The sequence below is a fragment of the Glycomyces rhizosphaerae genome (assembly GCF_042647865.1).
Taxonomy (GTDB): domain Bacteria; phylum Actinomycetota; class Actinomycetes; order Mycobacteriales; family Micromonosporaceae; genus Glycomyces; species Glycomyces rhizosphaerae.
Genome location: NZ_JBHRWO010000015.1, coordinates 154,078 through 176,542, shown reverse-complemented (window position 1 = coordinate 176,542; position 22,465 = coordinate 154,078). Strand labels below are relative to the sequence as shown.

General features: G+C 66.9%; 25 protein-coding genes. 3 read left to right on the top strand and 22 right to left on the bottom strand.

Translation table 11 applies throughout. From position 1 onward, the window contains the following. Positions 1–2 precede the first annotated feature (2 nt). The gene (locus ACFO8M_RS18050) at positions 3–1,277 is read left to right on the top strand and encodes a type II toxin-antitoxin system HipA family toxin (protein WP_387978095.1); all 1,275 of its coding nucleotides are present in this window, start codon (positions 3–5) and stop codon (positions 1,275–1,277) included. A gap of 98 nt (positions 1,278–1,375) precedes the next feature. On the opposite strand, the gene ACFO8M_RS18045 is transcribed toward ACFO8M_RS18050, so the two are convergent. From ACFO8M_RS18045 to ACFO8M_RS17975, 15 genes are all read right to left on the bottom strand, one after another. After that, the gene (locus ACFO8M_RS18045) at positions 1,376–1,729 is read right to left on the bottom strand and encodes an RNA polymerase-binding protein RbpA (RefSeq protein WP_387978093.1); all 354 of its coding nucleotides are present in this window, start codon (positions 1,727–1,729) and stop codon (positions 1,376–1,378) included. Positions 1,730–2,020: 291 nt separating this feature from the next. Continuing rightward, a complete protein-coding gene (locus ACFO8M_RS18040; protein ID WP_387978091.1) occupies positions 2,021–2,944 on the bottom strand; it encodes an NADP-dependent oxidoreductase in 924 nt (307 codons plus the stop codon). A 64-nt stretch (positions 2,945–3,008) separates the two neighbouring features. After that, positions 3,009–3,629 carry a hypothetical protein gene (locus ACFO8M_RS18035; protein WP_387978089.1) on the bottom strand — a complete coding sequence of 207 codons (621 nt, stop codon included), beginning with the start codon at positions 3,627–3,629 and terminating at the stop codon, positions 3,009–3,011. A gap of 42 nt (positions 3,630–3,671) precedes the next feature. Next, positions 3,672–4,382 (bottom strand): hypothetical protein, encoded by a 711-nt coding sequence (locus ACFO8M_RS18030; protein WP_387978087.1) that lies wholly within the window; start codon positions 4,380–4,382, stop codon positions 3,672–3,674. A 102-nt stretch (positions 4,383–4,484) separates the two neighbouring features. Further along, complete coding sequence (gene secG, locus ACFO8M_RS18025) at positions 4,485–4,733, bottom strand: preprotein translocase subunit SecG (RefSeq protein WP_387978085.1); 249 nt, start codon at positions 4,731–4,733, stop codon at positions 4,485–4,487. Between the two features lie 215 nt (positions 4,734–4,948). Then, entirely contained in the window at positions 4,949–5,734 is a 786-nt protein-coding gene (gene tpiA / locus ACFO8M_RS18020) for a triose-phosphate isomerase (protein ID WP_387978083.1), read from the bottom strand. Between the two features lie 2 nt (positions 5,735–5,736). After that, complete coding sequence (locus ACFO8M_RS18015; RefSeq protein ID WP_387978081.1) at positions 5,737–6,933, bottom strand: phosphoglycerate kinase; 1,197 nt, start codon at positions 6,931–6,933, stop codon at positions 5,737–5,739. A 7-nt stretch (positions 6,934–6,940) separates the two neighbouring features. Beyond that, complete coding sequence (gene gap, locus ACFO8M_RS18010) at positions 6,941–7,936, bottom strand: type I glyceraldehyde-3-phosphate dehydrogenase (RefSeq protein ID WP_387978079.1); 996 nt, start codon at positions 7,934–7,936, stop codon at positions 6,941–6,943. A 282-nt stretch (positions 7,937–8,218) separates the two neighbouring features. Next, entirely contained in the window at positions 8,219–9,205 is a 987-nt protein-coding gene (gene whiA / locus ACFO8M_RS18005; RefSeq protein ID WP_387978077.1) for a DNA-binding protein WhiA, read from the bottom strand. Between the two features lie 3 nt (positions 9,206–9,208). Then, positions 9,209–10,126: a gluconeogenesis factor YvcK family protein gene (locus ACFO8M_RS18000; protein WP_387978075.1), complete on the bottom strand. Its 918-nt coding sequence runs from the start codon at positions 10,124–10,126 to the stop codon at positions 9,209–9,211. A gap of 104 nt (positions 10,127–10,230) precedes the next feature. Continuing rightward, complete coding sequence (gene rapZ / locus ACFO8M_RS17995) at positions 10,231–11,130, bottom strand: RNase adapter RapZ (protein ID WP_387978074.1); 900 nt, start codon at positions 11,128–11,130, stop codon at positions 10,231–10,233. Positions 11,131–11,223: 93 nt separating this feature from the next. Then, entirely contained in the window at positions 11,224–13,107 is a 1,884-nt protein-coding gene (uvrC, locus tag ACFO8M_RS17990) for an excinuclease ABC subunit UvrC (protein ID WP_387978072.1), read from the bottom strand. 37 nt (positions 13,108–13,144) lie between these two features. After that, positions 13,145–14,071, bottom strand: a complete 927-nt coding sequence (locus ACFO8M_RS17985) for a serine protein kinase RIO (protein ID WP_387978070.1) — start codon at positions 14,069–14,071, stop codon at positions 13,145–13,147. A 221-nt stretch (positions 14,072–14,292) separates the two neighbouring features. After that, on the bottom strand, positions 14,293–15,078 hold the full coding sequence (locus ACFO8M_RS17980; RefSeq protein ID WP_387978068.1) for an ABC transporter permease: 786 nt from the start codon (positions 15,076–15,078) through the stop codon (positions 14,293–14,295). A 1-nt stretch (position 15,079) separates the two neighbouring features. Then, a complete protein-coding gene (locus tag ACFO8M_RS17975; RefSeq protein WP_387978066.1) occupies positions 15,080–15,898 on the bottom strand; it encodes an ABC transporter permease in 819 nt (272 codons plus the stop codon). A gap of 170 nt (positions 15,899–16,068) precedes the next feature. Between ACFO8M_RS17975 and ACFO8M_RS17970 the strand changes: the two genes are divergently transcribed. Next, positions 16,069–16,368: a type II toxin-antitoxin system Phd/YefM family antitoxin gene (locus tag ACFO8M_RS17970; protein WP_387978064.1), complete on the top strand. Its 300-nt coding sequence runs from the start codon at positions 16,069–16,071 to the stop codon at positions 16,366–16,368. Next, positions 16,365–16,757 carry a type II toxin-antitoxin system VapC family toxin gene (locus tag ACFO8M_RS17965; protein ID WP_387978063.1) on the top strand — a complete coding sequence of 131 codons (393 nt, stop codon included), beginning with the start codon at positions 16,365–16,367 and terminating at the stop codon, positions 16,755–16,757. Before ACFO8M_RS17970 ends, ACFO8M_RS17965 begins: the two co-directional genes overlap by 4 nt. 19 nt (positions 16,758–16,776) lie before the next feature. Here ACFO8M_RS17965 and ACFO8M_RS17960 read toward each other — a convergent pair whose 3' ends face one another. The 7 genes from ACFO8M_RS17960 to ACFO8M_RS17930 are packed head-to-tail and all read right to left on the bottom strand — an operon-like array spanning position 16,777 to position 22,429. Continuing rightward, positions 16,777–17,580: an ABC transporter permease gene (locus tag ACFO8M_RS17960; RefSeq protein WP_387978061.1), complete on the bottom strand. Its 804-nt coding sequence runs from the start codon at positions 17,578–17,580 to the stop codon at positions 16,777–16,779. Beyond that, positions 17,570–18,358 carry an ABC transporter permease gene (locus ACFO8M_RS17955; RefSeq protein ID WP_387978059.1) on the bottom strand — a complete coding sequence of 263 codons (789 nt, stop codon included), beginning with the start codon at positions 18,356–18,358 and terminating at the stop codon, positions 17,570–17,572. Before ACFO8M_RS17955 ends, ACFO8M_RS17960 begins: the two co-directional genes overlap by 11 nt. 1 nt (position 18,359) lies before the next feature. Then, the gene (locus ACFO8M_RS17950) at positions 18,360–19,181 is read right to left on the bottom strand and encodes an ABC transporter permease (protein WP_387978057.1); all 822 of its coding nucleotides are present in this window, start codon (positions 19,179–19,181) and stop codon (positions 18,360–18,362) included. Continuing rightward, positions 19,174–19,971 carry an ABC transporter permease gene (locus ACFO8M_RS17945; protein WP_387978055.1) on the bottom strand — a complete coding sequence of 266 codons (798 nt, stop codon included), beginning with the start codon at positions 19,969–19,971 and terminating at the stop codon, positions 19,174–19,176. Before ACFO8M_RS17945 ends, ACFO8M_RS17950 begins: the two co-directional genes overlap by 8 nt. Beyond that, the gene (locus tag ACFO8M_RS17940; protein ID WP_387978053.1) at positions 19,968–20,966 is read right to left on the bottom strand and encodes an ABC transporter ATP-binding protein; all 999 of its coding nucleotides are present in this window, start codon (positions 20,964–20,966) and stop codon (positions 19,968–19,970) included. Before ACFO8M_RS17940 ends, ACFO8M_RS17945 begins: the two co-directional genes overlap by 4 nt. 51 nt (positions 20,967–21,017) lie before the next feature. Next, positions 21,018–21,971, bottom strand: a complete 954-nt coding sequence (locus ACFO8M_RS17935; protein WP_387978051.1) for an MFS transporter permease — start codon at positions 21,969–21,971, stop codon at positions 21,018–21,020. Continuing rightward, positions 21,968–22,429, bottom strand: a complete 462-nt coding sequence (locus tag ACFO8M_RS17930; RefSeq protein WP_387978050.1) for a hypothetical protein — start codon at positions 22,427–22,429, stop codon at positions 21,968–21,970. Before ACFO8M_RS17930 ends, ACFO8M_RS17935 begins: the two co-directional genes overlap by 4 nt. Positions 22,430–22,465: the final 36 nt, after the last annotated feature.

Below are 22,465 nucleotides of genomic sequence, written 5' to 3'. Positions count from 1 at the left end.
CGGTGCCCATTCCTCCCGAGCGCCGCTACGGCGTCTATCTGTATGAGCTGCGAGTCGGAACACTCGTTCAGCGAGGGGACGAGACACGCTTCAACTTCAGCGACGACTACTTCGACGATCCAGCCAGGCCCGTGCTGGGGTTGCGTTTCGAACAACACCGTGATCAGCCATATCGGGCGGCGCTCCGGCTCCCTCCGTGGTTCTCTAACCTTCTTCCAGAAGGACCGTTGAGGCAGTGGGTCGCTAGAGACCGAGACGTCTCCTCTGACCGCGAGATGGAGCTGCTTGCTCAGCTTGGCGCAGATCTCCCTGGCGCCATCAGGGTCGCACCGGTGGACGGTGACTCAGAGGAGTCCATCTGGCCGGAAGACGAGGTCATCCACCGCCCGCAGCCGCCGGGCGCTGCTGGGTCATCCTCACCATGGCGTTTTTCCTTCGCAGGTGTTGCGCTGAAGTTTTCAATGCTCCGCCATGGCGATCGGCTCTCGGTCCCGGCAGCCGACGAGCGCGGGGACTGGATCGTAAAATTCCCCGACCATCGGTTCCCGGATGTACCGCTCAACGAATACGCGATGATGACACTCGCAGCTCGGGCGGGGATCGAGATCCCGGAAGTTACGCTCGTCCATCGCGACCAGCTTGACGGCCTGCCCAGCGTGATGTGGCCAAATCGCGAGTCGGTTGCTTATGCGGTTCGGAGGTTCGACCGAACCGAAAAACGCAGTCTCGTGCATATTGAGGACTTTGCGCAGGTACTCGATCGTTGGGCCACCGAACCACACCATGGCAGCGGCAAGTACGCGAGCTCGTTCGCGACGGTCCTGCTGACGGCATACCGCGGCCATGACGAGGACTCACTTGTAGAAGCGACTCGTCGAATCGCATTCAATGCGGTGATCGGCAACGGGGATGCTCACCTCAAGAATTGGTCGCTGATCTATCGCGACCGTCGACGCCCGAAATTGTCACCGGCTTACGACCTCGTCGCGACTGCGCCATACCGCCCTTCAGATGAGCCGGAGGATTTCGGCTTGAAGTTCAACGGCAGCAGAAGATTCCAGGATGTCACTCTCAGTGGATTCGAGCGCCTCGCGTTCAGAATCCGCAACCGTCTCGGGACCTTTGAAGCCGATCTTCCCGAGCTTGCGGCAGACGTCGCCAAGCGGGTCCATGCGGCCTGGCCCGAGGTCCGCACCATGCTGGCATCGAACCCGAGACTCCAAACGCAGATCGATGCCTGGATTGGTCAAATGACCAATCAGCTCCAGCGACGCTAGGGTGCGAGACCCAGTTGCAGGCAGACTCGTGGCCCGGATCGTTCGATCCGGGCCATCAATATATGCAGGGCCGCTCGATCCCCGGCCTCGCAAGGGGGCTAGTAGAGGGAGCGCTCGCCGCGCGCGGCGGCGCGGGCGGCGAGGGCCTCCGCGAGGAGGTCTTCGGCCTCTTCATCGCTGCGGCGCTCGCGTACGTACGTGAGATGGGATTTGTACGGTTTGGCAGTACGGCGTTCCGGGGGATTGTCCTGGTCGGGGCTGGCGGGCCACCCGCAGCAGGTGCAGTCCCATTCGTTCGGCACTTCGACGTAGAGCGCGAATGACAGTGCTGTCTCGTGTCCGTTGGCGCACCAGTACTTGATGTTCTGCCGGGGCACCGGCTCGCCGCGTTCCAGGTGGAGTCCTGGGGTGGCGCCGATTCGAGTGCCTCGGATGGCTTGTCCGTTGGACATATGTGTGATCGCTCCTCACAGACCGGGGGATCTTCTGTGGATATCGACCGTGCGCACTCGCCGCCGGCGGGCGACGCCGTGACCGCACGACCACAACAGGGCGTCCGCGGGTAGGGAGACCGCGCGACTCCCCTGGGTGTCGCCGTGGAGTCACCGGCCGGAGCGGCTGGGGCACCGCCCTCAGCAATTCTATGACGTAAAGCACACACTGTAAAGACTGCAACGAAATGGTTTCACATAAAGGAAGGAGCCGTGCACTCACGCACGGCCCCTTCAAGAGTCGGTCCGTCCCTAGGAGATACGAAGAATGATCTTCCCCCGGGTCCGGCCGGTCTGACTCGCACGCCAGGAGTCCGCGGTCTGATCCAGCGGATACGTCTCCGAGATCGGCACGGTCAGGTGCCGCGCCTCGGTGAGCGCCGCGAGCTGGCGCAGGTCTTCCGAGTCCGCGCTCACGAACACGTACTCGCCGCCTTGCTCTCTGACCGCGGGATCCATGATCGAGACGACCCGGGACGGATCCGTCCCGGCCTCGAGCGACAACTCGATCGCGCCGCCCCCTGCCGCATCCAACGCGGCATCCGGGCCCTCCGGAACCAGCCGTCTGATCCGTTCCAGCAGTCCGGGACCGTACTCGACCGGCTCTGCGCCGAACGCGAGAAGGTAGTCGTGGTTCCGCTCGCTCGCGGTACCGATGACACGGGCACCGCGCGCCTTCGCGATCTGGACGGCCATGGTCCCGACCCCGCCCGCGGCGGCATGGACGAGCACAGTGTCGCCTTCCTTGACCCGCACGGCATCAAGGCATTGAAGCGCCGTCAAGCCGACGAGCGGCAGCCCTGCGGCCGACCCCCAGTCGAGGTTCGCGGGCTTCCTGGTGATCATGCCCGGCTCGGCGATCGTGTACTCGGCGTAGGTCCCCCACTTGGCGACGGGACGGCGCACATAGCCGAACACCTCGTCACCGGCCGCGAACTCGGTGACCTCCGCCCCGACCTCGACGACGACCCCGGCCGCGTCCCACCCGGGAATGAGCGGGAACTCCCCCGGAATGCCCGCATCGAGGTACCCGGCCCCGAGCTTCCAGTCCACGGGGTTCACCGAGGTCGCCTTGAGCTGTATGAGCACCCCGCCCGCCCCGCAAGGCGGCTGCGGAACATCGGCGATCTCGAGTTCATCGGCCCCGCCATAGCGAGGCAACACCACTGCCTTCATGAATGGCATCCCACCACGAATCAGCAGTGTCCAGGCGAGGTTCGCCTACTTCGCAATCCAACCCTCATCGGGGCTTGAGCTTCAGCGGGTACGTCGCTTCGGGGTCGTTGTTCGCATCCAGCACATCCGTCCAGAACGGCACCGTCGCCACGACATCCGCACCCACTGGCGTCCGGTCCGGCGCGAACTCCCTGCCGACGTAGTCCACCAGGTCGGCTCCATAAAAGATGATGTCCGCCTGGTGCATCGACAGGACAGGGTGGCCCCAGGTTCCCCGGCCCGGAGGCAGGTACCGGTGTCCATAGATCGGAACCATCTTCGGCACCGCGGCCAGGTGACGCCCTGCAACAGCGAAGGCATCATCCATGGAGTCTGGGCGGTCGCCCCAGTCCTCGACCCAGAAGTCGTTGTTCTCCACGTCGAACAGCAGCCCCTCGACCGGCCATCCGAGCTGACCGCGTAGCGCGTTCGAATCGCCTGCGCGCCAATCAGGCCACCTACCGGGCCCGGACGGTAGACCGGCGGCCAGGAATGCCCGGTGGTCATCGGCGAACGCGAACCCGAACTCGCCTTCGATGCGCTCGAACTCGTCCTCGGAAAGCCCGGGAAGGATCGTGCAGTGCCCGAACTCGGCCAAGCGCCGTGCAGCGCGCTTCCCGATCCACTCGCCATCGTGAAAACCCATGGATCAGTTCTACCCGTACACAGCGAACCGACCTGACTCGACTCAGCAGTCGGTCTGCGACGGGAAGACGTTGAAGGTCAGCACGTGGTAGGTGTCTGCGGTGGCGACCGACAACAGGGTGAGTTCGGCGGGGCATACCGTCTCTGTGGAGCGGAGGATCTCCGATTCCTGCTCGAACGCCGCCGCGACCGCCTCGGTGATCCATTCGCTTCCAGCGCTGGTGTCCACACCGCTCACCTTCGCGGCTTCCCAGCAGGCGTTCAGGAAGGCGACCGTCTGCGCCTGGTCTTCGATGCCTTCGACCTCGCACTTGAAGCCGGTGATCCCACCGCCTCCGATGCCGATCGTGGCTCGTCGGGTCAGCACCGGATCTGCGAGCTCGCCTGTGATGGTTCCCAGGATCTGTTCACCGGGCCCCGGTGCGGCCAGCTCCCCGGCGGGCGGCCAGACCAACCCGAATCCGTCGAATGACTGCTTCCATTCCTCGACCTCGACCGACACCTTCAAATCGACGTCCGACTCCAAGGTCAACGTTCCGGCCGCCACCACTGGATCCTCTTCCGGCGAGCGCATCGAGGAGAGCCCGAATCCGAGATAGGCCAGAAGCACTGCAGAAAGAGCGGAGATTTTGATGATCTTCTTCGTCCGAGGGGAGTCCTCAGCCCGGAAGACCAAGCGCAGCCCGACGTACACCGACCCACCGATCAAGAAGGCGAAGACGAATATCGAAGCAAGGTTGATGAAGGAGTTCATGGGGGTGCTCCAGAGGGGTGCGGGGCCGCCCTGGCATCGGGCGGTGAGCTGAAGGCCCCGACCGCTTCGCGGTCGGGGCCTTCAGTGAAGTTCTGTTGTCGCCTAGACGACGGCGCGCAGGAGGAGGCCGAAGGCCACGATGCAGGCGAACCAGATGACGCCCACGCCGATGGTGATCCGGGTGAGGTTCTTCTCCGCCACCGAGGAGCCCGAGGCGACCGAGGACATGCCGCCGCCGAACATGCTCGACAGACCGCCGCCCTTGCCCTTGTGCAGCAGCACCATGAGGATCAGGACCGCGCTGGAGACCAGCAGCAGGATCATCAGGGTGTAACTCAGAACCGTCATCATCGGTGATCGGGTGTCCTCTCAGCAATTCTGGCCCGTTATGGGGCGCGGGCCACGGCCGAGTCTAACTTAAAACCAAACCATGGTCTTTCCCGGGACCGCGAAGTCTCCCCAGTGGGAAACCGCAGCCTGAAACGCAAAGGAGCCGCCGCACAACGCTGTGCGGCGGCCCTGCTTGACGCCCTCAGCGCTCAGCTCGGCGCTGTGGGCAGATTTGCTTACGCTCCCGCGTGTTCCGGGAAGCGCACGATCTTGGCGAACTCTTCGGCGTCGAGGCTCGCACCGCCGACAAGGGCGCCGTCGATGTCCTTCTTGCCCATGATCTGGGCGACGTTGGAGGACTTCACCGAACCGCCGTAGAGGATCCGGACCCGCTCTGCCACGGCGCCGAACTTGTCGGCGAGTGCCTGACGCAGCGCGCCGATGACCTCCTGGGCGTCCTCGGCGCTGGCCGTGCGGCCCGTGCCGATGGCCCAGACGGGCTCGTAAGCCACGACGACCTTCTCGAGCTCCTCTTCGGTGAGGCCGTCGACGGCGGCGATCAGCTGGCTGACCGAGTGCGAGATGTGGTTCCCCGCCTCACGGACGTCCAGCGCTTCGCCGACGCACAGGATCGGGCTGATGCCGTTGTTGAGGGCCTGGCGGACCTTGGCGGCCACCAGTTCGTCGCCCTCTTCGTGGTACTGGCGGCGCTCGGAGTGGCCGACGGCCACGTACGAGCAGCCGAGCTTCGCGAGCATCGAGCCGGCGATCTCGCCGGTGTAGGCACCGGACGGGTGCGCCGACAGGTCCTGGGCGCCGAAGCCGATGGTGAGCTTGTCGCCGTCGACGAGCGTCTGCACGCTGCGGATGTCGACGAACGGCGGGAGAACGACGGTCTCGACCGCTTCGAGCTGCTCGCGGGTGAGGCTGAAGGCCAGCTTCTGCACCAGTGCGATCGCTTCGAGGTGGTTGAGGTTCATCTTCCAGTTGCCGGCGATGAGCGGCTTGCGGGTCTGAGTCATCTTCAATTCTCCAGTGCGTCCAGGCCGGGCAGGGTCTTGCCCTCGAGGTATTCGAGGCTCGCCCCTCCGCCGGTCGAGATGTGGCCGAAGCCGTTCTCGGGCAGGCCGAGGGTGCGGACCGCGGCGGCGGAGTCGCCGCCGCCTACCACGCTGAACGCCTCGGAGTCCACGAGCGCCTGCGCGACGGTCTTGGTGCCGGCAGCGTAGTCGGGGAATTCGAAGACGCCCATCGGGCCGTTCCAGAACACGGTCTTGGCTCCGGCGATCCGGGCCGCGAAGAGCTTCGCGGACTCGGGGCCGATGTCCAGGCCCATGCGGTCGGCCGGGATCGCGTCGACGCCCACGGTGAGCGGTTCGGCGTCGGCGGCGAACTCGGCGGCGGTGGTCGTGTCGACCGGCAGCAGCAGTTCGACGCCGAGTTTCGCGGCGCGCTCGAGGTAGTCCTTGCAGACCTCGATCTGGTCCTTCTCGAGCAGCGATGAACCGACCTCGTAGCCCTGGGCCGCGAGGAAGGTGAACATCATGCCGCCGCCGACGATGAGCGTGTCGACCTTGTCGAGCAGGTTGTCGATGACCGCGAGCTTGTCGGAGACCTTCGCGCCGCCGAGGATGACCACGTACGGCTGCTCGGGCTTGCCGGTGAGCTTCGAGAGGACCTCGACCTCTTTGGCGATGAGCCAGCCCGCGTAGTGCGGGAGCTGCTTCGCCACGTCGTACACGGAGGCGTGCTTGCGGTGTACGGCGCCGAAGGCGTCGTCCACGTACACGTCGCCGAACGCGGCGAGCTGGCCGGCGAACTCGGCCCGCTGAACGTCGTCCTTGCTGGTCTCACCCTTGTTGAAACGCAGGTTCTCCAGCAGGAGGACGTCGCCGTCGCTCTGGGCGACGGCCTTGTTCTCGGCGTCCGTCCCGACGGTGTCGGTCGCGAAGGCGACCTCGCGGCCGAGGACCTCGCCGAGGCGCTGGGCCACGGGGGCCAGCGAGAAGGCGGGGTCGGGCTCGCCCTTGGGGCGGCCCAGGTGCGAGCACACCACGACGCGGGCGCCGGCCTCGGCCAGCGCCTTGACCGTGGGGGCGACGGCGCGGATGCGGCCGTCGTCGGTGATGTTCTTCCCGTCGAGAGGGACGTTGAGGTCGGCGCGTACGAGTACGCGCCGACCGTTGACGCCCTCCTGCAGGAGTTCGTCGAGCGTCTTCATCAGACTGTTAACCGACCAGTTCGACGAGGCTGACGAGGCGGTTCGAGAAGCCCCACTCGTTGTCGTACCAGCCGAAGACCTTGACCTGGTTGCCGATGGTCTTGGTCAGGAGGCCGTCGATGATGCACGAGTGCGGGTCGCCCTCGATGTCCTTGGACACGATCGGGTCCTCGGTGTAGTAGAGGATGCCCTTGAGCGGGCCCTCGGCGGCGGCCTTGAGCGCGGCGTTGACCTCTTCGGCGGTGACCTCGCGGGACGCCTCGAAGGTGAGGTCCGTGATCGAGCCGGTCGGGACCGGGACGCGCAGGGAGTAGCCGTCGAGCTTGCCGTTGAGCTCGGGCAGCACCAGGCCGACGGCCTTGGCGGCGCCGGTCGTGGTGGGCACGACGTTCAGGGCGGCGGCGCGGGCGCGACGCGGGTCGCTGTGCGGGCCGTCCTGCAGGTTCTGGTCCTGCGTGTACGCGTGGATCGTGGTCATGAGGCCCTTTTCGATGCCGATGGCGTCGTTGAGGACCTTGGCCATGGGAGCCAGGCAGTTGGTGGTGCAGGAGGCGTTCGAGATGATGTGGTGCTTCTCGCCGTCGTACAGGTCGTTGTTCACGCCCATGACGATGGTGATGTCCTCGTTCTTCGCCGGAGCGGAGATGATGACCTTCTTGGCGCCGCCTTCGATGTGGGCGGCGGCCTTCGTGCCGTCGGTGAAGAAGCCGGTGGACTCGATGACGACGTCGGCGCCGACCTCGCCCCACGGGAGGTTCTTCGGGTCGCGCTCGCTGAAGGCCTTGATGGTCTTGCCGTTGACCGTGATCTCGCCTTCGCCGACCTTGACCTCGTACGGCAGGCGCCCGAGGATCGAGTCGTACTTGAGCAGGTTGGCGATGGTGTTGAGGTCGCCCAGGTCGTTGAAGGCGACGATTTCGATGTCGGCACCGGAGGCGAGAACCGCCCGGAAGAAGTTGCGCCCAATGCGGCCGAAGCCGTTGACGCCAACGCGGATGGTCACTTGGCCATCTCCTCGCTTGAACAGGATCGGATAACTGACTGAGACCGGAGGCGGTCTCGCACACGATCCGTTCAACCGAATAGCGACGGTGGAACAGATCGCTGTTCGGCCTCGTCGCCGAGCACTCTTTGACCCTACCGCTGTGGTTCCTGAACCCTTAGCGGCCGGTTCCCCCCGATCATGTCACACCCGGGACGGGGGTGTGACATCGCGGTTAAGCGTAGCTCTTGGAAGTCCGCCGGTGCGACGTACCGCGCCCATGGACGAAAGGTCGTCCGCGGTTCAGCCGACGAGCATTTCCTCTTCGGCGACAACATCGTCGGGACCAGGGATGCCGTGCTCCTGGGCGCGCTTGGTCGCCATGTTGATGAGGCGGCGGATCCGCCCGGCGATCGCGTCCTTGGTGAGCGGCGGGTCGGCGAGCGCGCCGAGCTCCTCCAGGGAGGCCTGGCGGTGGTCGAGGCGCAGGCGCCCGGCCGAGGCGAGGTGCCCGGGGACGTCGTCGCCGAGGACTTCGAGGGCGCGCGTGACCTTCGCGGCGGCGGCGACGGCGGCGCGGGCCGAGCGGCGCAGGTTGGCGTCGTCGAAGTTGGCGAGGCGGTTGGCGGTGGCGCGGACCTCGCGGCGGACGCGCCGCTCCTCCCAGGTGAGGACGGAGGAGTGGGCGCCGAGGCGGGTGAGCAGTTCGCCGATGGCGTCGCCGTCGCGGATGACCACGCGGTCGACGCCGCGCACGTCACGGGACTTGGCGGCGATGCCGAGTCGGCGGGCGGCGCCGACGAGCGCGAGCGCGGACTCCGGGCCGGGGCAGGTGACCTCGAGGGCCGAGGAGCGGCCGGGCTCGGTGAGCGAGCCGCGGGCGAGGAAGGCCCCGCGCCAGGCGGCCTCGGCGCAGCACGGGTAGGCGCCGACGACGTGGTTGGGCAGGCCCCGGATCGGGTAGCCGCGCTGGTCGGTGAGGCCGATCTGCTTGGAGAACGCCTGGCCGTCGGCCATGACGCGCAGCAGGTAGTGGTTGTTGCGGCGCAGCCCTGCGGCGACGAGGACGTGGATCTCGGACTCGTAGTGGTACAGATCGTTGATCATGCGCTTGGCGCGGCGGGCGACGTTGCCGGCGTCGACCTCGGCCTCGACCACGACGTTGCCCTGGCCGACGAGGTGCAGCCCGCCTGCGAAGCGGAAGAGCGCGCCCAGCTCGGCACGTTGGCAACAGGACTTCGTCACCTCGATGCGACTGAGTTCGTCCTTGACCTCCGAGGTCATCGCCATTCGTTAACCACCATCTTCGACCAGCAGATTTCCCAATACGGCAGCCAAAGCGCTGACGTCGTGCGTCACGCCGTCGGAGGCGAGGTGCGCCGCGACCAGCTCTGCCTCCAACGATTGTGCCGCACTGTTCAACGATCCGGGATCGGCGAGGGTTCGGGTGTCGCCTGAGACGACGTAGTGAAACCGGACACCTTCGGAGTAACGACGCAGCGTGTCGACGTGACCGGCCAGGGTCAGGCCGTCGGTCTCCTTCTCTTCCGAGAGGTTGAGCACGACGATGCGCTTGGCTTTGGAGGCGCCGATGGCCTCGCGGAGGTCGGGCAGGAGCAGGTGCGGGATCACCGAGGTGTACCAGGAGCCGGGGCCGAAGATGTGCCAGTCGGCGTCGGCGACGGCCGCGAGGGTCTCGGGGCAGGCGGTGGCGACCGCCGGCAGGAGGCGCACGTCCTTGACGCTACCGTCGGCGATCGCGACGTTGTGCTGGCCGACGATGGTGCGGATGCCGGGGCCCTCCTCGAGGTCGGCCTCGATGTCGAGCGGGGTGCGGGACATGGGGAGGACGCGGGCGCGGGAGCCGAGGAGGCGCGCGGCGAAATCGAGGGCGTCGACCGGGTTGGCGTGGAGTTCCAGGAGCCCGGTGAGGACCACGTTGCCGACGGGATGGCCGGTCAGGAAGTCGTCGCCGCCGAAGCGGTGGGAGAACAGGCGCGCGGTCTCGGACTTGCCAGGGTCGGCGGTGGCGACGAGGGCCTTGCGCAGGTCGCCGGGGGGCAGGACCGGGCGGTTGGCGCGGATGTCCCCGGTGGAGCCGCCGTCGTCGGCCACGGTCACTACCGCCGTCAGCTCGACGTCGAGCTTCGTGAGAGCGCGCAGCGAGGCCGAGAGGCCCCGCCCGCCGCCGAATGCCACGACTTTGAGCATGCGGTTACCTCGGTATCGGGGTGCGTGGGCGGACCGAGGCATTGGCGCCCACCGGTCCGGCTGCGGCGGCGAAGCCGCGGTCACCGAACCACTGGGCGCGTCGGTCACTCGTTGCCCCGGTCGCGGTGATGGGTGTTCGCTGGGAACCCGGCGGCGTTCAGACGCTTCGCCAGTGATTCGGCGATGGCGACGGAGCGGTGCTTGCCGCCCGTGCAGCCGATGGCGATCGTCATGTATCGCTTGCCTTCCCGTTCGAACCCTCGGGTAGTGCCGAGCAGCAGGGAGGCGTAGGCGGCGACGAATTCCTCGGCGCCGTCCTGGCCCAGAACGTAGTCGGAGACGTCCTGGTCGATCCCGGTGTGCTCGCGCAGGGTGGGAACCCAGTACGGGTTGGGAAGGAATCTTACGTCGGCGACGTAGTCCGCATCACGCGGGATGCCGTACTTGAAACCGAACGACATGCAGGTGAAGGAGAGGCCCGGGGTCGAGGGCGCGAGGAAGGCCTCCTCGACGCGGGACCGCAGCTGGTTCTCGTTCATGTGCGTCGTGTCGAACAGCGTGTCGGCCGAACCGCGCGCCGGCTCCAGGATGCGGCGCTCGGCGGCGATCCCGTCCGCGAGCATCCCGTCGCCCTGGAGCGGGTGGGCGCGGCGGACCTTCTCGAAGCGGCGGATGATGATGTCGTCATCGGCGTCAACGAACACCAGGTGGGGTTTGAAGCCGCCCTTGCGGAGGTCCTCGATGACCCCCACGAGGTCGGTCATGAACGCGCGCGAGCGCACGTCGAGGACCATCGCGGTGCGCCGCACCTCTTCTCCCCCGGCCGCCGCCAACTCGGCGGCCTGGCCGACGAGCGACTCGGGGAGGTTGTCGATGACGTAATAGCCGACATTCTCCAGTGCGCGCGCCACCGTCGAGCGGCCGCCGCCGGAAATGCCGGTGACGATGACGAGGTCCAATTCGCCGCGGTCGGTCGAACCCGATTGCACTGCTGCCACACCCATAAGTCAAGTATCCCCGAGATCGATCCTGCCGCCGTGGTGACACGGCGCCGATGTGCTTGCCGAACTGACAAGCGTATTACTACCTACCGCTTCTCAAGCCCCGTTGTCATCGGGATTACGCAGATGTGTCTGCAAAGCCTCGGCCAGTTTCGGCCCGATCCCCGGAACGGCTTCCAAATCGGACAGTTCGGCCTCCCGGATGCGCTTGACCGAGCCGAACTGCTTGAGGAGGGCCTTGCGCTTGGACTCGCCGAGACCGGGCACGCCGTCGAGGGCTGACGTGATCAGGCTCTTGCGCCTTCTGGTGCGGTGCAAGGAGATCGCGAAGCGGTGGGCCTCGTCGCGGACGCGCTGCATGAGATACAGGGCCTCGGAGGTGCGCGAGAGGATCACCGGGTACTCCTCGCCGGGAAGCCAGATCTCCTCGAGCCGCTTGGCGAGCCCGGCGAGGTTGACCGTGTCGATCCCGAGCTCGGCGAAGACGGCCTCGGCGGCGGCGACCTGCGGCTGGCCGCCGTCGACCACGAGCAGCTGCGGCGGGTAGCGGAAGCCGCGCTTGGGCTCCTCGTCTTCTTCGGTGGGCGAGCCGGCGGGCTGGTCGGCGAGCCTCGCGAGGCGCCGGCGCAGCGTCTCCTGGAGCGAGGCGAGGTCGTCCTTGCGCTCGCCCTTGATGACGAAGCGGCGGTACTCGCTCTTGCGCGGCAGGCCGTCCTCGAAGACGACCATCGACGCGACCACGTCCTCCCCCTGGGACTGCGAGACGTCGTAGCATTCGATCCGCAGCGGCGCCTCGGGCAGGTCGAGGGCGTCCGCGAGCTCTTCGAGGGCCTTCGAGCGGGCGGTGAGGTCACCGGCACGCTTGAGCTTGTGGCGCTGAAGGTTCTCGATCGCGTTCTTCTCGACGGTCTCGGCGAGCGCGCGCTTGTCGCCGCGGCGCGGCACGCGCAGATCGACCTTGGAGCCGCGGCGCTCGGACAGGAGTTCGGCGAGGGCTTCGGCGTCGTCGGGGAGGGCCGGGACGAGCACCTCGCGGGGCACGACCTCGTTCTGCTCGCCGTAGAACTGGAGGCAGAACCGCTCCACGATCCCGGGCAGGTCGACCGGCTCGGCCTTGTCGATGACCCAGCCGCGCTGGCCGCGGATGCGGCCCCCGCGCACGTGGAAGACCTGGACGGCCGCTTCGAGCTCGTCGTCGGCCACGGCCATCACGTCGCAGTCGACGTCCTCGGCGAGGACGACGACCTGCTGTTCGAGGACCTTGTCGAGCGCGCCGATGTCGTCGCGCAGACGCGCGGCCTTCTCGAATTCGAGGGCCTCGGAAGCTTCCTGCATCTCCTTGATGAGGCGCCTGCGGACGGGGGCGTGGTCGCCGGACATGAAGGCGCAGAAGCCGTTCACGAGTTCGCGGTAGTCCTCGGCGGAGATCCGCCCGACGCAGGGAGCGGAGCACTTGCCGATGTCGGCCAGCAGGTTGGGGCGTCCGATCCGTTCGCAGCGTTTGAACTCCGAGTCGGAGCAGGTGCGGATCGGGAAGACGCGGGTGAGCAGGTCGAGGGTCTGGCGGATGGCCCAGGCCGAGCCGAAGGGCCCGAAGTAGCGCACGCCTTTGCGGCGCGAGCCGCGCATGACCTGGGCGCGGGGGAACTCCTCCCCCACGGTGACGGCGAGCCACGGGTAGGACTTGTCGTCCTTGAACATGACGTTGAAGCGCGGGTCGTACTCCTTGATCCAGGTCCACTCCAGTTGGAGGGCCTCGACCTCGGTGGCGACCACGGTCCACTCGACGCTGCGCGCCGTGGTGACCATGCGGCGGGTTCGCTCGTGCAGCCGCGTCTCGTCTGCGAAGTAGGAGTTGAGGCGGTTGCGGAGGTTCTTGGCCTTGCCGACGTAGATGACGTGCCGGTCGCGGTCCCGAAAGCGGTAGACGCCCGGCGCTGTCGGGATGGTGCCGGGGGCGGGACGGTAATCAACTGCCACACCATAAGGATATGACCCGCCCCCGACACACCCGTGCCTACGGCATGGCCGCCAAGGCCTTCAGCTCCGCCTGGAGGTCTTCGACCTCGTCGCGGGCGATGCCGCGCGCGGTGAACCACGAGCCGAGGTTCTCGACGTCCCGCTCCAGGAAGCCCATTCCGAGCGGGTTCGCGTAGATGTCCACGACCTGCGGGAGGTCGAGGACGACGAGGCGGCCGTCGTCGACCACGGTGTTGTACGGCGAGAGGTCGCCGTGGGCGAAGCCGAGCTCGGTCATGCGCCGCAGCGACTCGGCGGCCTGCTCCCATAGGCTTTCGAGCTCGTCCGCGTCGGGCTTGGTCTCGGCGAGCCGCGGCGCGGCGGTGCGGCCGTCGCCGATGAACTCCATGACCACTTCGCGGCCGAGGACCTGGACCGGGTACGGGACCGCGACCCCGGCGTTGTAGAGGCGCTTGAGCGCCTCGAACTCGGCGGCGGCCCAGCGTCCCGCGGCCTGCTCGAGGCCGAACGTGGTGCGCTTGGCCATCGCGCGGGCGTCGCGCGAGCGCTTCGCGCCGCGCCCGGCCATGTAGTCCCCGGCCCGGTTGAACTGGGTGTGCTCGGCGCTGCGGTAGCGCTTCGACGCGAGGATCACGGCCCGGTCGGTGCCGGGTACGGCGCGTTCGATGAGGAAGACGTCGGCTTCCTTGCCGGTCTTGAGGACGCCGAGCTCGTAGTCGACGGCCCCGTGGTCGGTGATGACCCACGCCGGCCGGGGTTCAGGGCCGCGCTGCAGCGGCTCGGAGTCCCACCAGATCGACCATCGGTCGCCGCTGGGCGGGCCGTCGTCCTGCGGCATCTCGTCGAAGTCGGTGCGCATCTCCTCGAACCGCGCGTGGTCTTCCTCTGAGAAGATCCGGCTGTTCTTGGACTTGCGGCTTTTGATGGACTGGAAGGATTCGGAAAAGTCAGACTTGCGTGCCAAGGTGGCGAGCTCCTGGAGGAAGGTCCGTCGCTCGCTGCGGAATCAGCGCGAGCCGACGGGAGGTGAACTGAGTTTCAAGGCATGAGCGCGGACAACGACAGCCATCAGTGACACCTCCAATCCTTAAGAGCCCCAAGGCTTCGCACCTCAGGCAGCTTCGAAGACCCTAGCGGATCCCGTCGGACTCGCGCAAGTGGTTTTTCCGCGTGTGCCCCGCCACATCAGTGACCTGCCGATTCGTAGCGCCGCAGACCCGCTCTCGCCACCAGGGCGGCGACGGCGAAGAGGACCAGGGCGACCAACGGCGGGATCGCCAGCCACCAAGCGGGGAGGTCGCCGGTGAGGATGCGGACGGGGATGTAGTTGACGAAAGCGAGCGGGACGGCCCACGTGAGCAGGGCGCGAACCGCCCTGGGGTAGATGGTCAGCGGGAAGCGCGTGGCGGTCTCCTGAGTCTGGGCGGTCAGCCAGGCGAAGACCGGGCTCGGGCCCTTGAGCCAGAAGTTGGCGCAGTTCATGGCCGTGATGACCGTCAGCTGCACGACGACGCCGCAGAGGAAGAGCAGGACCGCCGCGGGGATCATCGACAGCGCGATGCCCGCGCCGCTCCAGCCGATGACGATCATCGTCGCGCCGGTGGTCAGGTTCGCCGCCGACTGCATGCCGATGGCGCTGGCGCCGATCTGCATCATCACCGGGGCCGGGCGGACCACCGCGTAGTCGAGCCCGCCGTCGATGATCTTGCGGCCGACGGTCCACATGCCGTCCCAGCCGACCTCGGTGACCGAATCGGTGAGGACCATGAAGCCGATGAGCATGAGCATCTCCGGGAATCCCCACCCGTCGATGGTGGTGACCTGCGCGAAGATCACCGCGATGAAGGAAATTTGCGCGGCCTGCTGGATCAGCGCGACCGAGACCATCGTCCAGAAGTCGGCGGGGTACTCGGTGATGGAGCGGAACTGCGCCGCGATCAGGCGCGCGTATACGGACGCGGTACGGCGCATGTCAGCCTCCATGGATGGTGACGGCCCGGACCGCGCGGCTCCACAGCCAGCGCCCGAGGAACCAGAGCGCGACCACCCACGCGAGCTGGGCCGCGATGAGCCCGATCGCGCCCAGGGTGTCGACCCGGCCGAGGTAGATCTGGGACGGGGTGGTCGTGAAGTGGACGAACGGCAGGCACCAGGCGAGGACCTGCAGCGGTCCGGGCATGATCGCCAAGGGCACCATCGCCCCCGAGAAGAACGCCACGACGGTCTGCCGGGCCCACATGATGCCGTGGTAGCTGCGGGTCCAGAAGCACAGCATCGTGGACAGGTAGACGACGCTGAACGCGATCGGCGCGATCAGGGCGATGCTGACGAGGGTGAGCAGTCCCGCGGCGAAGGAGGCCGGCGGCAGCGGCGTGAAGAAGATCAGGGCGATGGTCAGCCCCACCGCCATGGTCGGCAGCGAGCCGGCGAGGCCGCCGTAGAACTCCGCGGCCCGGGCCCGCTGGAAGTCGACGGGTTTGAGCAGGTCGATCGCGACGCTGCCGTCGAGGATGCGGTGGGCGGTGTCGGAGCCGCCGAAGATGAAGGTGGCGGTCACGAAGCCGATGACGTAGTAGGTGCGCATCGCGTCCCAGTCGTAACCGGCGACCGAGCCCTGCTCGGCGAGGATGGTCCCCCACAAGGTGAGTGAAACGAGGAGTTCGCCGCCGCCGAGCACGACCCCGAAGATCCAGTTCATGCGGTAGGCGAGGCGCCGTTTCAGCGCGACGACGGCCAAAGCGAGATCGACGGAGAACGCGCTGGGGCGCACTCGGAGGGGTGCGGCTGTCAACGGCATCAGTGTCCTGAGTTCGAGGGGAAGGCGAGGAACCAGCTTGCACTGCAACGGTTCCTGCGTCAAAGCCAATTCCGCTGAGCGGGTCGCGGTGAGGACCTCGGCGGGCCGGCGCGGTACCGTCCTCGCGCGCCACCTGGTACACAAATTATGATACGGTAACCATTATGGGACTCAAGAAGCCGAGTGAAATCGGAATTCGCGAACTCCGGCAGAACGCCAGCGAGTACTTGACCTGGGTAGGCCAGGGCCACGAGCTCATCGTGACCAACCACGGCCGTCCGGCGGCTCGGCTCGTGCCGATCGACGACCCGAATGAAGACCGGATAGAGGCGTTGATTCGCTCCGGCCGACTTATCGGTCCCGAAGATCCCGGCAATCCACGGGACATCAAGAGCATCCCCGCTGTTTCCGGCGCCGCGTCAAGCCAGGAAATCCTCGACGAATTGCGCGAGGACAGGTTTTGATCTACTTCGACACCTCGGCATTGATAAAGCTCGTGGTCACCGAGGACGAGACGGCCCCACTCGAAGCATGGCTTGACGGCCATCCGGAGCAGCCTTGGGCCACAAGCGATCTGACCCGGGTCGAACTACTCCGCGGTGTGATGCGCAGGCAGCCTATGGCACTGCTGCAAGCCCAGCAGCTCATCACGCGCATGGTCCGAGTCCCGCTGTCCGACGGCATCCTGCTCTACGCGTCCACGTGCCAACCGCCGCTGCTGCGATCACTCGACGCAATCCATCTAGCGTCCGTGATGGAGTTCCGCAAGGAAATCGACTGGATGCTGGTCTACGACAAGCGGCTCCTCGAAGTCGCGAACCTCAACGGCATCAACGTCGCCTCGCCTTCCTGACCGTTGCCTGGTGTTCGGTTCAGTGGCCGGCGGAGTCGTAGGCTTTCAGGCCCGCACGGAAGCTCCAGATCGCGATGGCCACGGTCGCCGCCGCTGCGATCGGCGGGGTGAGGATCCACCATTCGGAGAGCCTGCCGGTGAGGATCTGAGCCGGGATGAAGCTGGCGAACGCGAGCGGCAGGCCGAAGGTCAGGGCCAGACGCACCGCAACCGGGAAGATCGTCAGCGGGAAGCGCAGAGCCTCGTTCTGAAGTTCGGTCAGCGCGAACGCGATGACCGGCGTGCGTCCCTTCATCCAGAAGTTCACGGCGTTCGCGACGGTCAGCAGCGATGCCTGGATGACGATCGCGCACGCGAGGAGGAAGAGCCCCACCGGGATCGCGGCAAGGCCGAGCCCGGCGCCGGTCCAGCCGATCACGAGCATCACCAGGCCCATGGTGACTTCGCCGAAGACCTGCATGCCGACGTGCTTCGAGCCGACCTGGACGAGCACGGGCGCGGGCCGGGTGATCCGGTAGTCCAAGTCCCCTTCGACGATCATCTTGCCGGTCTCCCAGATCCCGTCCCACAGCAGCGCCGTGGCGGACCAGGAGGTGGCGAGGAAGCCCGCTAGGACCAGCATTTCGTGGTAGTCCCATCCGGCGATGGCCTTGACGTTCGCGAACAGGATGCTCAGGAACGCGAACAGCATGCCCTGCCAGAAGGTCCCCGAGACGGTCATGACCCAGAAGTCCGCCGGGTACTCCCCGATCGACCTGAGGTAGGCGCCGATGGAGCGGCGGTAGACGCCCGCGGCGTGGAGAGCAGTTCCCTTATCCGCCATGGACGGTCACCTTCTTGACGAGCCGGCGCCAGATGAGGCGCCCGATCACCCAGAGACCGACGGCCCAGGCGGCTTCAGCGGCGATGAGGCCGAGAGCGCCCGCGGTGTCGACCCGGCCCAGGTAGATCGAAGCGGGCGTGGTGGTGAAGTGGACGAACGGCATCGCCCAGGCGAGACCCTGAAGCCAGACGGGCATGAGCGCGATCGGGATCATCATCCCCGAGAAGAACGCCACCATGCTGTCCTTGGCCCACTGGATGCCGAGGAACCGCTGCGTCAGGAAGCAGGCGAGCGTCGCGAGGTAGCTGATGCCGAAGGCCAGCGGGAAGATGAACAGCAGGCTGAACGCGGTCAGCGCCGCCGCGAGCGGCGAGACCGGGCCCGCGGGCCGGAAGAGCAGCACCGCGGCGGCGGTCCCGAGGATCGCGGAGGGGATCGAGGCCGTCATGCCGCCGATGTACTCCGCAGCGCGCGCCCGCTGGAAGTCGATCGGTTTGGTCAGGTCGATCGCGACCATGCCGTCGAGGATCCGGCCGGCCATCTCCCAGTCGGACCCGGCCCAGGCGAGCGTCCCGGTGAGGAAGCCGATGATCAGGTACGCCTTCATGGCGTCCCAGTCGTAGCCGCCGATCTCACCGTCGCCGATGAGGTGGTTCCACACGGCCAGGCCCGCCAGGAGCGACCATCCTCCGAAGAGGACGGAGAAGAACCAGGTGGACTTGTACGCGATCTTGCGTTTGAACGAGATGGTCGCGAGCGCGACGTCCAGGTTCGCCATGTCAGTGCCCCGCCGAGTCGTAGGCGCGAAGGCCGAGCCGGTACACGCCCACGGCCAGGAGCACCGAGCCGATCACGGCCGCGGGGATCCCAACGAGCCACCATGCGGACATGTGCCCGGTCAGGACCGACACCGGCACGAAGTTGATGAACGCCACCGGCACGAGGAACATCGCCACGACCCGCACGCCGATCGGGAAGATCCCCAGCGGCAGCTTCATCGCGTTGCCCTGCAGCTCGATCATGAGGAACGCGAAGATCGACGCCTGCCCCTTGATCCAGAAGTTCACCGCGCACAGCGCCGTCACGAGCGCCGACTGGATGACGGCGGCGCAGGCCATGGCCAGGACGCCGATCGGGATGGCGGCGAGTCCGATCCCGGCCCCGATCCAGCCGTAGACGAACATCGCGGACCCGAAGACCACCTCGCCGATGGACTGCATGCCGATGTGGGAGCTGCCGACCTGGATGATGACGGGCGCCGGCCGGGTGATCCGGTAGTCGATGTCGCCCTTGATGACCATCGCGCCGGTGCCCCACGCGCCGTCCCAGAACAGCGCGTTGCAGCCGCCCGCGACGCTGAGGAGCCCCGAGAGCAGCAGCATCTCGTGGTAGCCCCACCCGACCACATCGGGCACGTTGGCGAAGAGGACGGCCAGGAACGCGAACTGCAGGACGTTCCAGACCGCCCCGGCCGAGGCCATGACCCACAGGTCGGCGGGGTACTCGACGATCGAGCGGATCTGCGCGAACCAGGTGCGCCAATAGATGGCGAACACGTGCCGCGCGGGCACGGCGTATCCGGGGGTGAGCGTGTCAGCCACCGTGCACCGTCACTTTCTTCACTGCTTTGCGGAAGACCAGCCAGCCGAGCACCCACAGGCCGACGGCCCAGGCGGCCTCGGCCGCGAGGAGGCCCAGGGCGCCCGCGGTGTCGATGCGCCCCAGGTAGATCGCGGACGGCGTGGTCGTGAAGTGCGGGAACGGCAGGGCCCAGGCGATGGCCTGGAGCCAGCCGGGCATGAACGCCAGCGGGATCATGAGCCCCGAGAAGAAGCTCAGCAGGGCCTCGCGCAGCCACATGATGCCCAGGTACCGCTTCGTCCAGAAGCACACCAGGGTCGAGAGGTACGTCAGGCCGAATGCCAGCGGGAACATCAGCGCGAAGCTCACGACGGTGAGCAGCCCGGCGAGCGGCGTCGCCGGACCGGGCGGTTCGAAGAGGAGCCAGGCGGCGACGACGCCCATCAGGGCGGTCGGGAACGTCGAGAGCATCGAGCCGATGTACTCGGCGGCGCGGGCCCGCTGGAAGTCGACGGGCTTGGTGAGGTCGACCGCGATGTGGCCGTCGAGGATGCGGTCGGCCATGATCCAGTCGGCCGCGCCGAAGACCATGGTCGCGGCCACGAACCCGATGATCGTGTAGGCCCGCATCGAGTCCCAGTCGTACCCCGAGAGCGTGCCGGTGCCGATGAGGTTCTGCCACATGACCATCGCGATGAGCATGGAGCCGCCGCCGATGGCGAGGCCGAAGAACCAGTGGGACTTGTACGCGAGTCTTCGTTTGAAGGCGATGACCACGAGCGCGCGGTCGACGGCGAGACTGTGGCTCACTTGGAGAGCTCTCCGGCGTACAGGCGGCGGATGACGTCCTCGATGCTCGGCTCGGAGAGGGAGAGGTCCCTCGGGGAGAGCTGGGCGGTGAGGGAGCCGAGCACTTCGGCGGTGGTGAAGCGGCTCGACTCGTACGTCACGACGACCTCGGAAGGTGCTTCGCCCGCGGTCCACTCGTAGTCGGGGAACTTCTCGGCCAGGGCCGGGACGTCGGCGGTGCCTTCGAGGTAGAGGTTCACAGCCTTGGTGGTGATGTAATGGGCCTTGAGCCGCTCGATCGAGCCGTCATAGGCGATGGCGCCCTTGTCGATCACGACGATCCGCTCGCAGACCTCCTCGATGTCGGCCAGGTCGTGGCTGGTGAGCAGGAGCGTGGTGCCGTCGTTGACGAGTTCGCGCAGGAACGCGCGAAGGCGGTCCTTCACCGAGATGTCGAGGCCGATGGTCGGTTCGTCGAGGTAGACCATCTTCGGGTCGTGGATGAGCGCGCACGCGAGGTCGGCCCGCATCCGCTGGCCGAGCGAGAGGGTGCGGGCGAGCGCCGGCATGAACTCGTTGAGGTCGAGCAGCTCGTCGAACCGTTCGATGCGGCGCTTGTAGTCGGCGTCCGAGACGCCGTACATGTGCTTGAGGAGCTTCAGGGACTCCTCGACGGGCAGGTCCCACCACAGCTGGGTGCGCTGGCCGAAGAGGACGCCGATGTCGTGGGCGTTGGCGATGCGCTCGGTGTGCGGGTCGCGGCCCATCACCCGGACGGTGCCTTCGGAGGGGCGCAGGATCCCGGTGAGGAGCTTGACGGTGGTGGACTTGCCCGCGCCGTTGGGTCCGACGTAGGCCACCGACTCGCCCGCCTCGATCGAGAGGTTGATCCCGTCGACCGCCGTGTAGTTCTTGTACTTGCGCTGCATCAGGTGTTTGACGGCGCCCTTGAACCCCGAGGCCTTGTCAGGCCTGCGGAAGTTCTTGGTGAGGGATTGGGCTTCGAGAATCGGCATGCGTCCACCGTAGGAAAATCCGGTGGGAGCGGGCCACTTGTTTTCCGCGACTTAGGACGTCGGTTCGGGCTCCCGGGCCGTCTCGTCGGGTGTCCTTTGCGCAGGTATCGCCTTGCGGGCCTTCAGTTTCCGGCGGACGAGGCCGGGCAGCTCCGGCGCTTTGCGAATCAGCTCACGCGGGTGAATCCTCTCCAGGGGAAGGAAACAGGCCATAGCGACCATATGGGGCAGGAAGCTGATCTCGACGGCGAGGAACACCGTCAGATGGAACAGGTAGAAGAACGCGACGATGCCGTATTTGAGGCGTTTGGCGGCCGCGAACATCACGATGGGACTGAGCAGTTCGAAGCCGACCATCCCCCATTGGGAGAGGCGCAGCAGCATCGGATAGTCGAGGAGCCAGTTGGAGAACTCGGTGCCGCGGCGCAGGATCGCCCAGGTCATGGTCGCGGAGTTGACCCATTCGAAGCCGCCGTAGCGGAACTTGGCCCACGCGGCGAAGAAGTACGTGCAGACCACGCCGATCTGGACGAGGTTGAAGCCCCAGCCGACGTGCTCGGAGAGGGTCTTCCGGTCGCCCCAGCGGGCTTTGGGCATGGTCGGCAGCAGGAACAGCAGCAGGAGGAAGCCGAACTTGCCGTGGTCGACCTTCCCGTAGGACATCGCGATGATCATCCACTCGAAGTAGGCGATCGCGACGATCCAGCCGAAGAGGCGCGGGGCCTTGTCGAACATCATCGGGATCGAGGCGGCGAGGAGCACGACGAGGGTGCCGACGACGATCCAGTAGTCCGGGACGGGGAAGACGGGGAACACGCGGGCGATGAACAGCGGCTGGTAGAGCTCGCCGGGGACGTGGCGGTGGCCGAGGATCCAGGGCATGTACCACCACCAGTCGACCCAGATGAACGCTCCGGCGAGGAAGCGCATCGCGGCGACCCGGCCGAGCGCGACGGGCTGGAAGAACCAGCCGACAGCCTTCTGCGCCAAAGGAAGCTGCGTCATGCGTTCGCTCCTTCGCGCGTGTAGGTGGCCTCGACGACCTCGGTCACCTCACCGGTCTGGTGGCCGTCCTCGAGCCGGTAGCGGCGTTCGATGATCTCGACGGTGACCAGCTCGGGCTTGTCGGGGTTGGTGTTCTCGTACGCCTGGGCGATGTACTCCAGGAGTGTGGGGTCCTCGATGAAGCGGCTCTTCTGGCCTTCGAGTTCGGCGCGGCGGAAACCGGTGGTGGACTCCAGGAGGCTGAAGCGCTCGCCCTCCTCGTTGACGGCCTCGACGCGGGTCGATCCGGCCCAGCCGTCGAGTTCCATGGAGGACGAGTACATCTTGAAGGGCGCGAAGGGGAAGAAGTCGTCGCCGCCCCAGAAGGTGGTGGCGGTGACGAGGGCGAGCACGACCAAGCTGATCGTGACTCGTACGGCCCGCCCGAGGGGCCGGACCTTCGCGTACTGGGTATCCACGGCAAGAGTATGGCACGGGTGTGCCACAGGGGACTC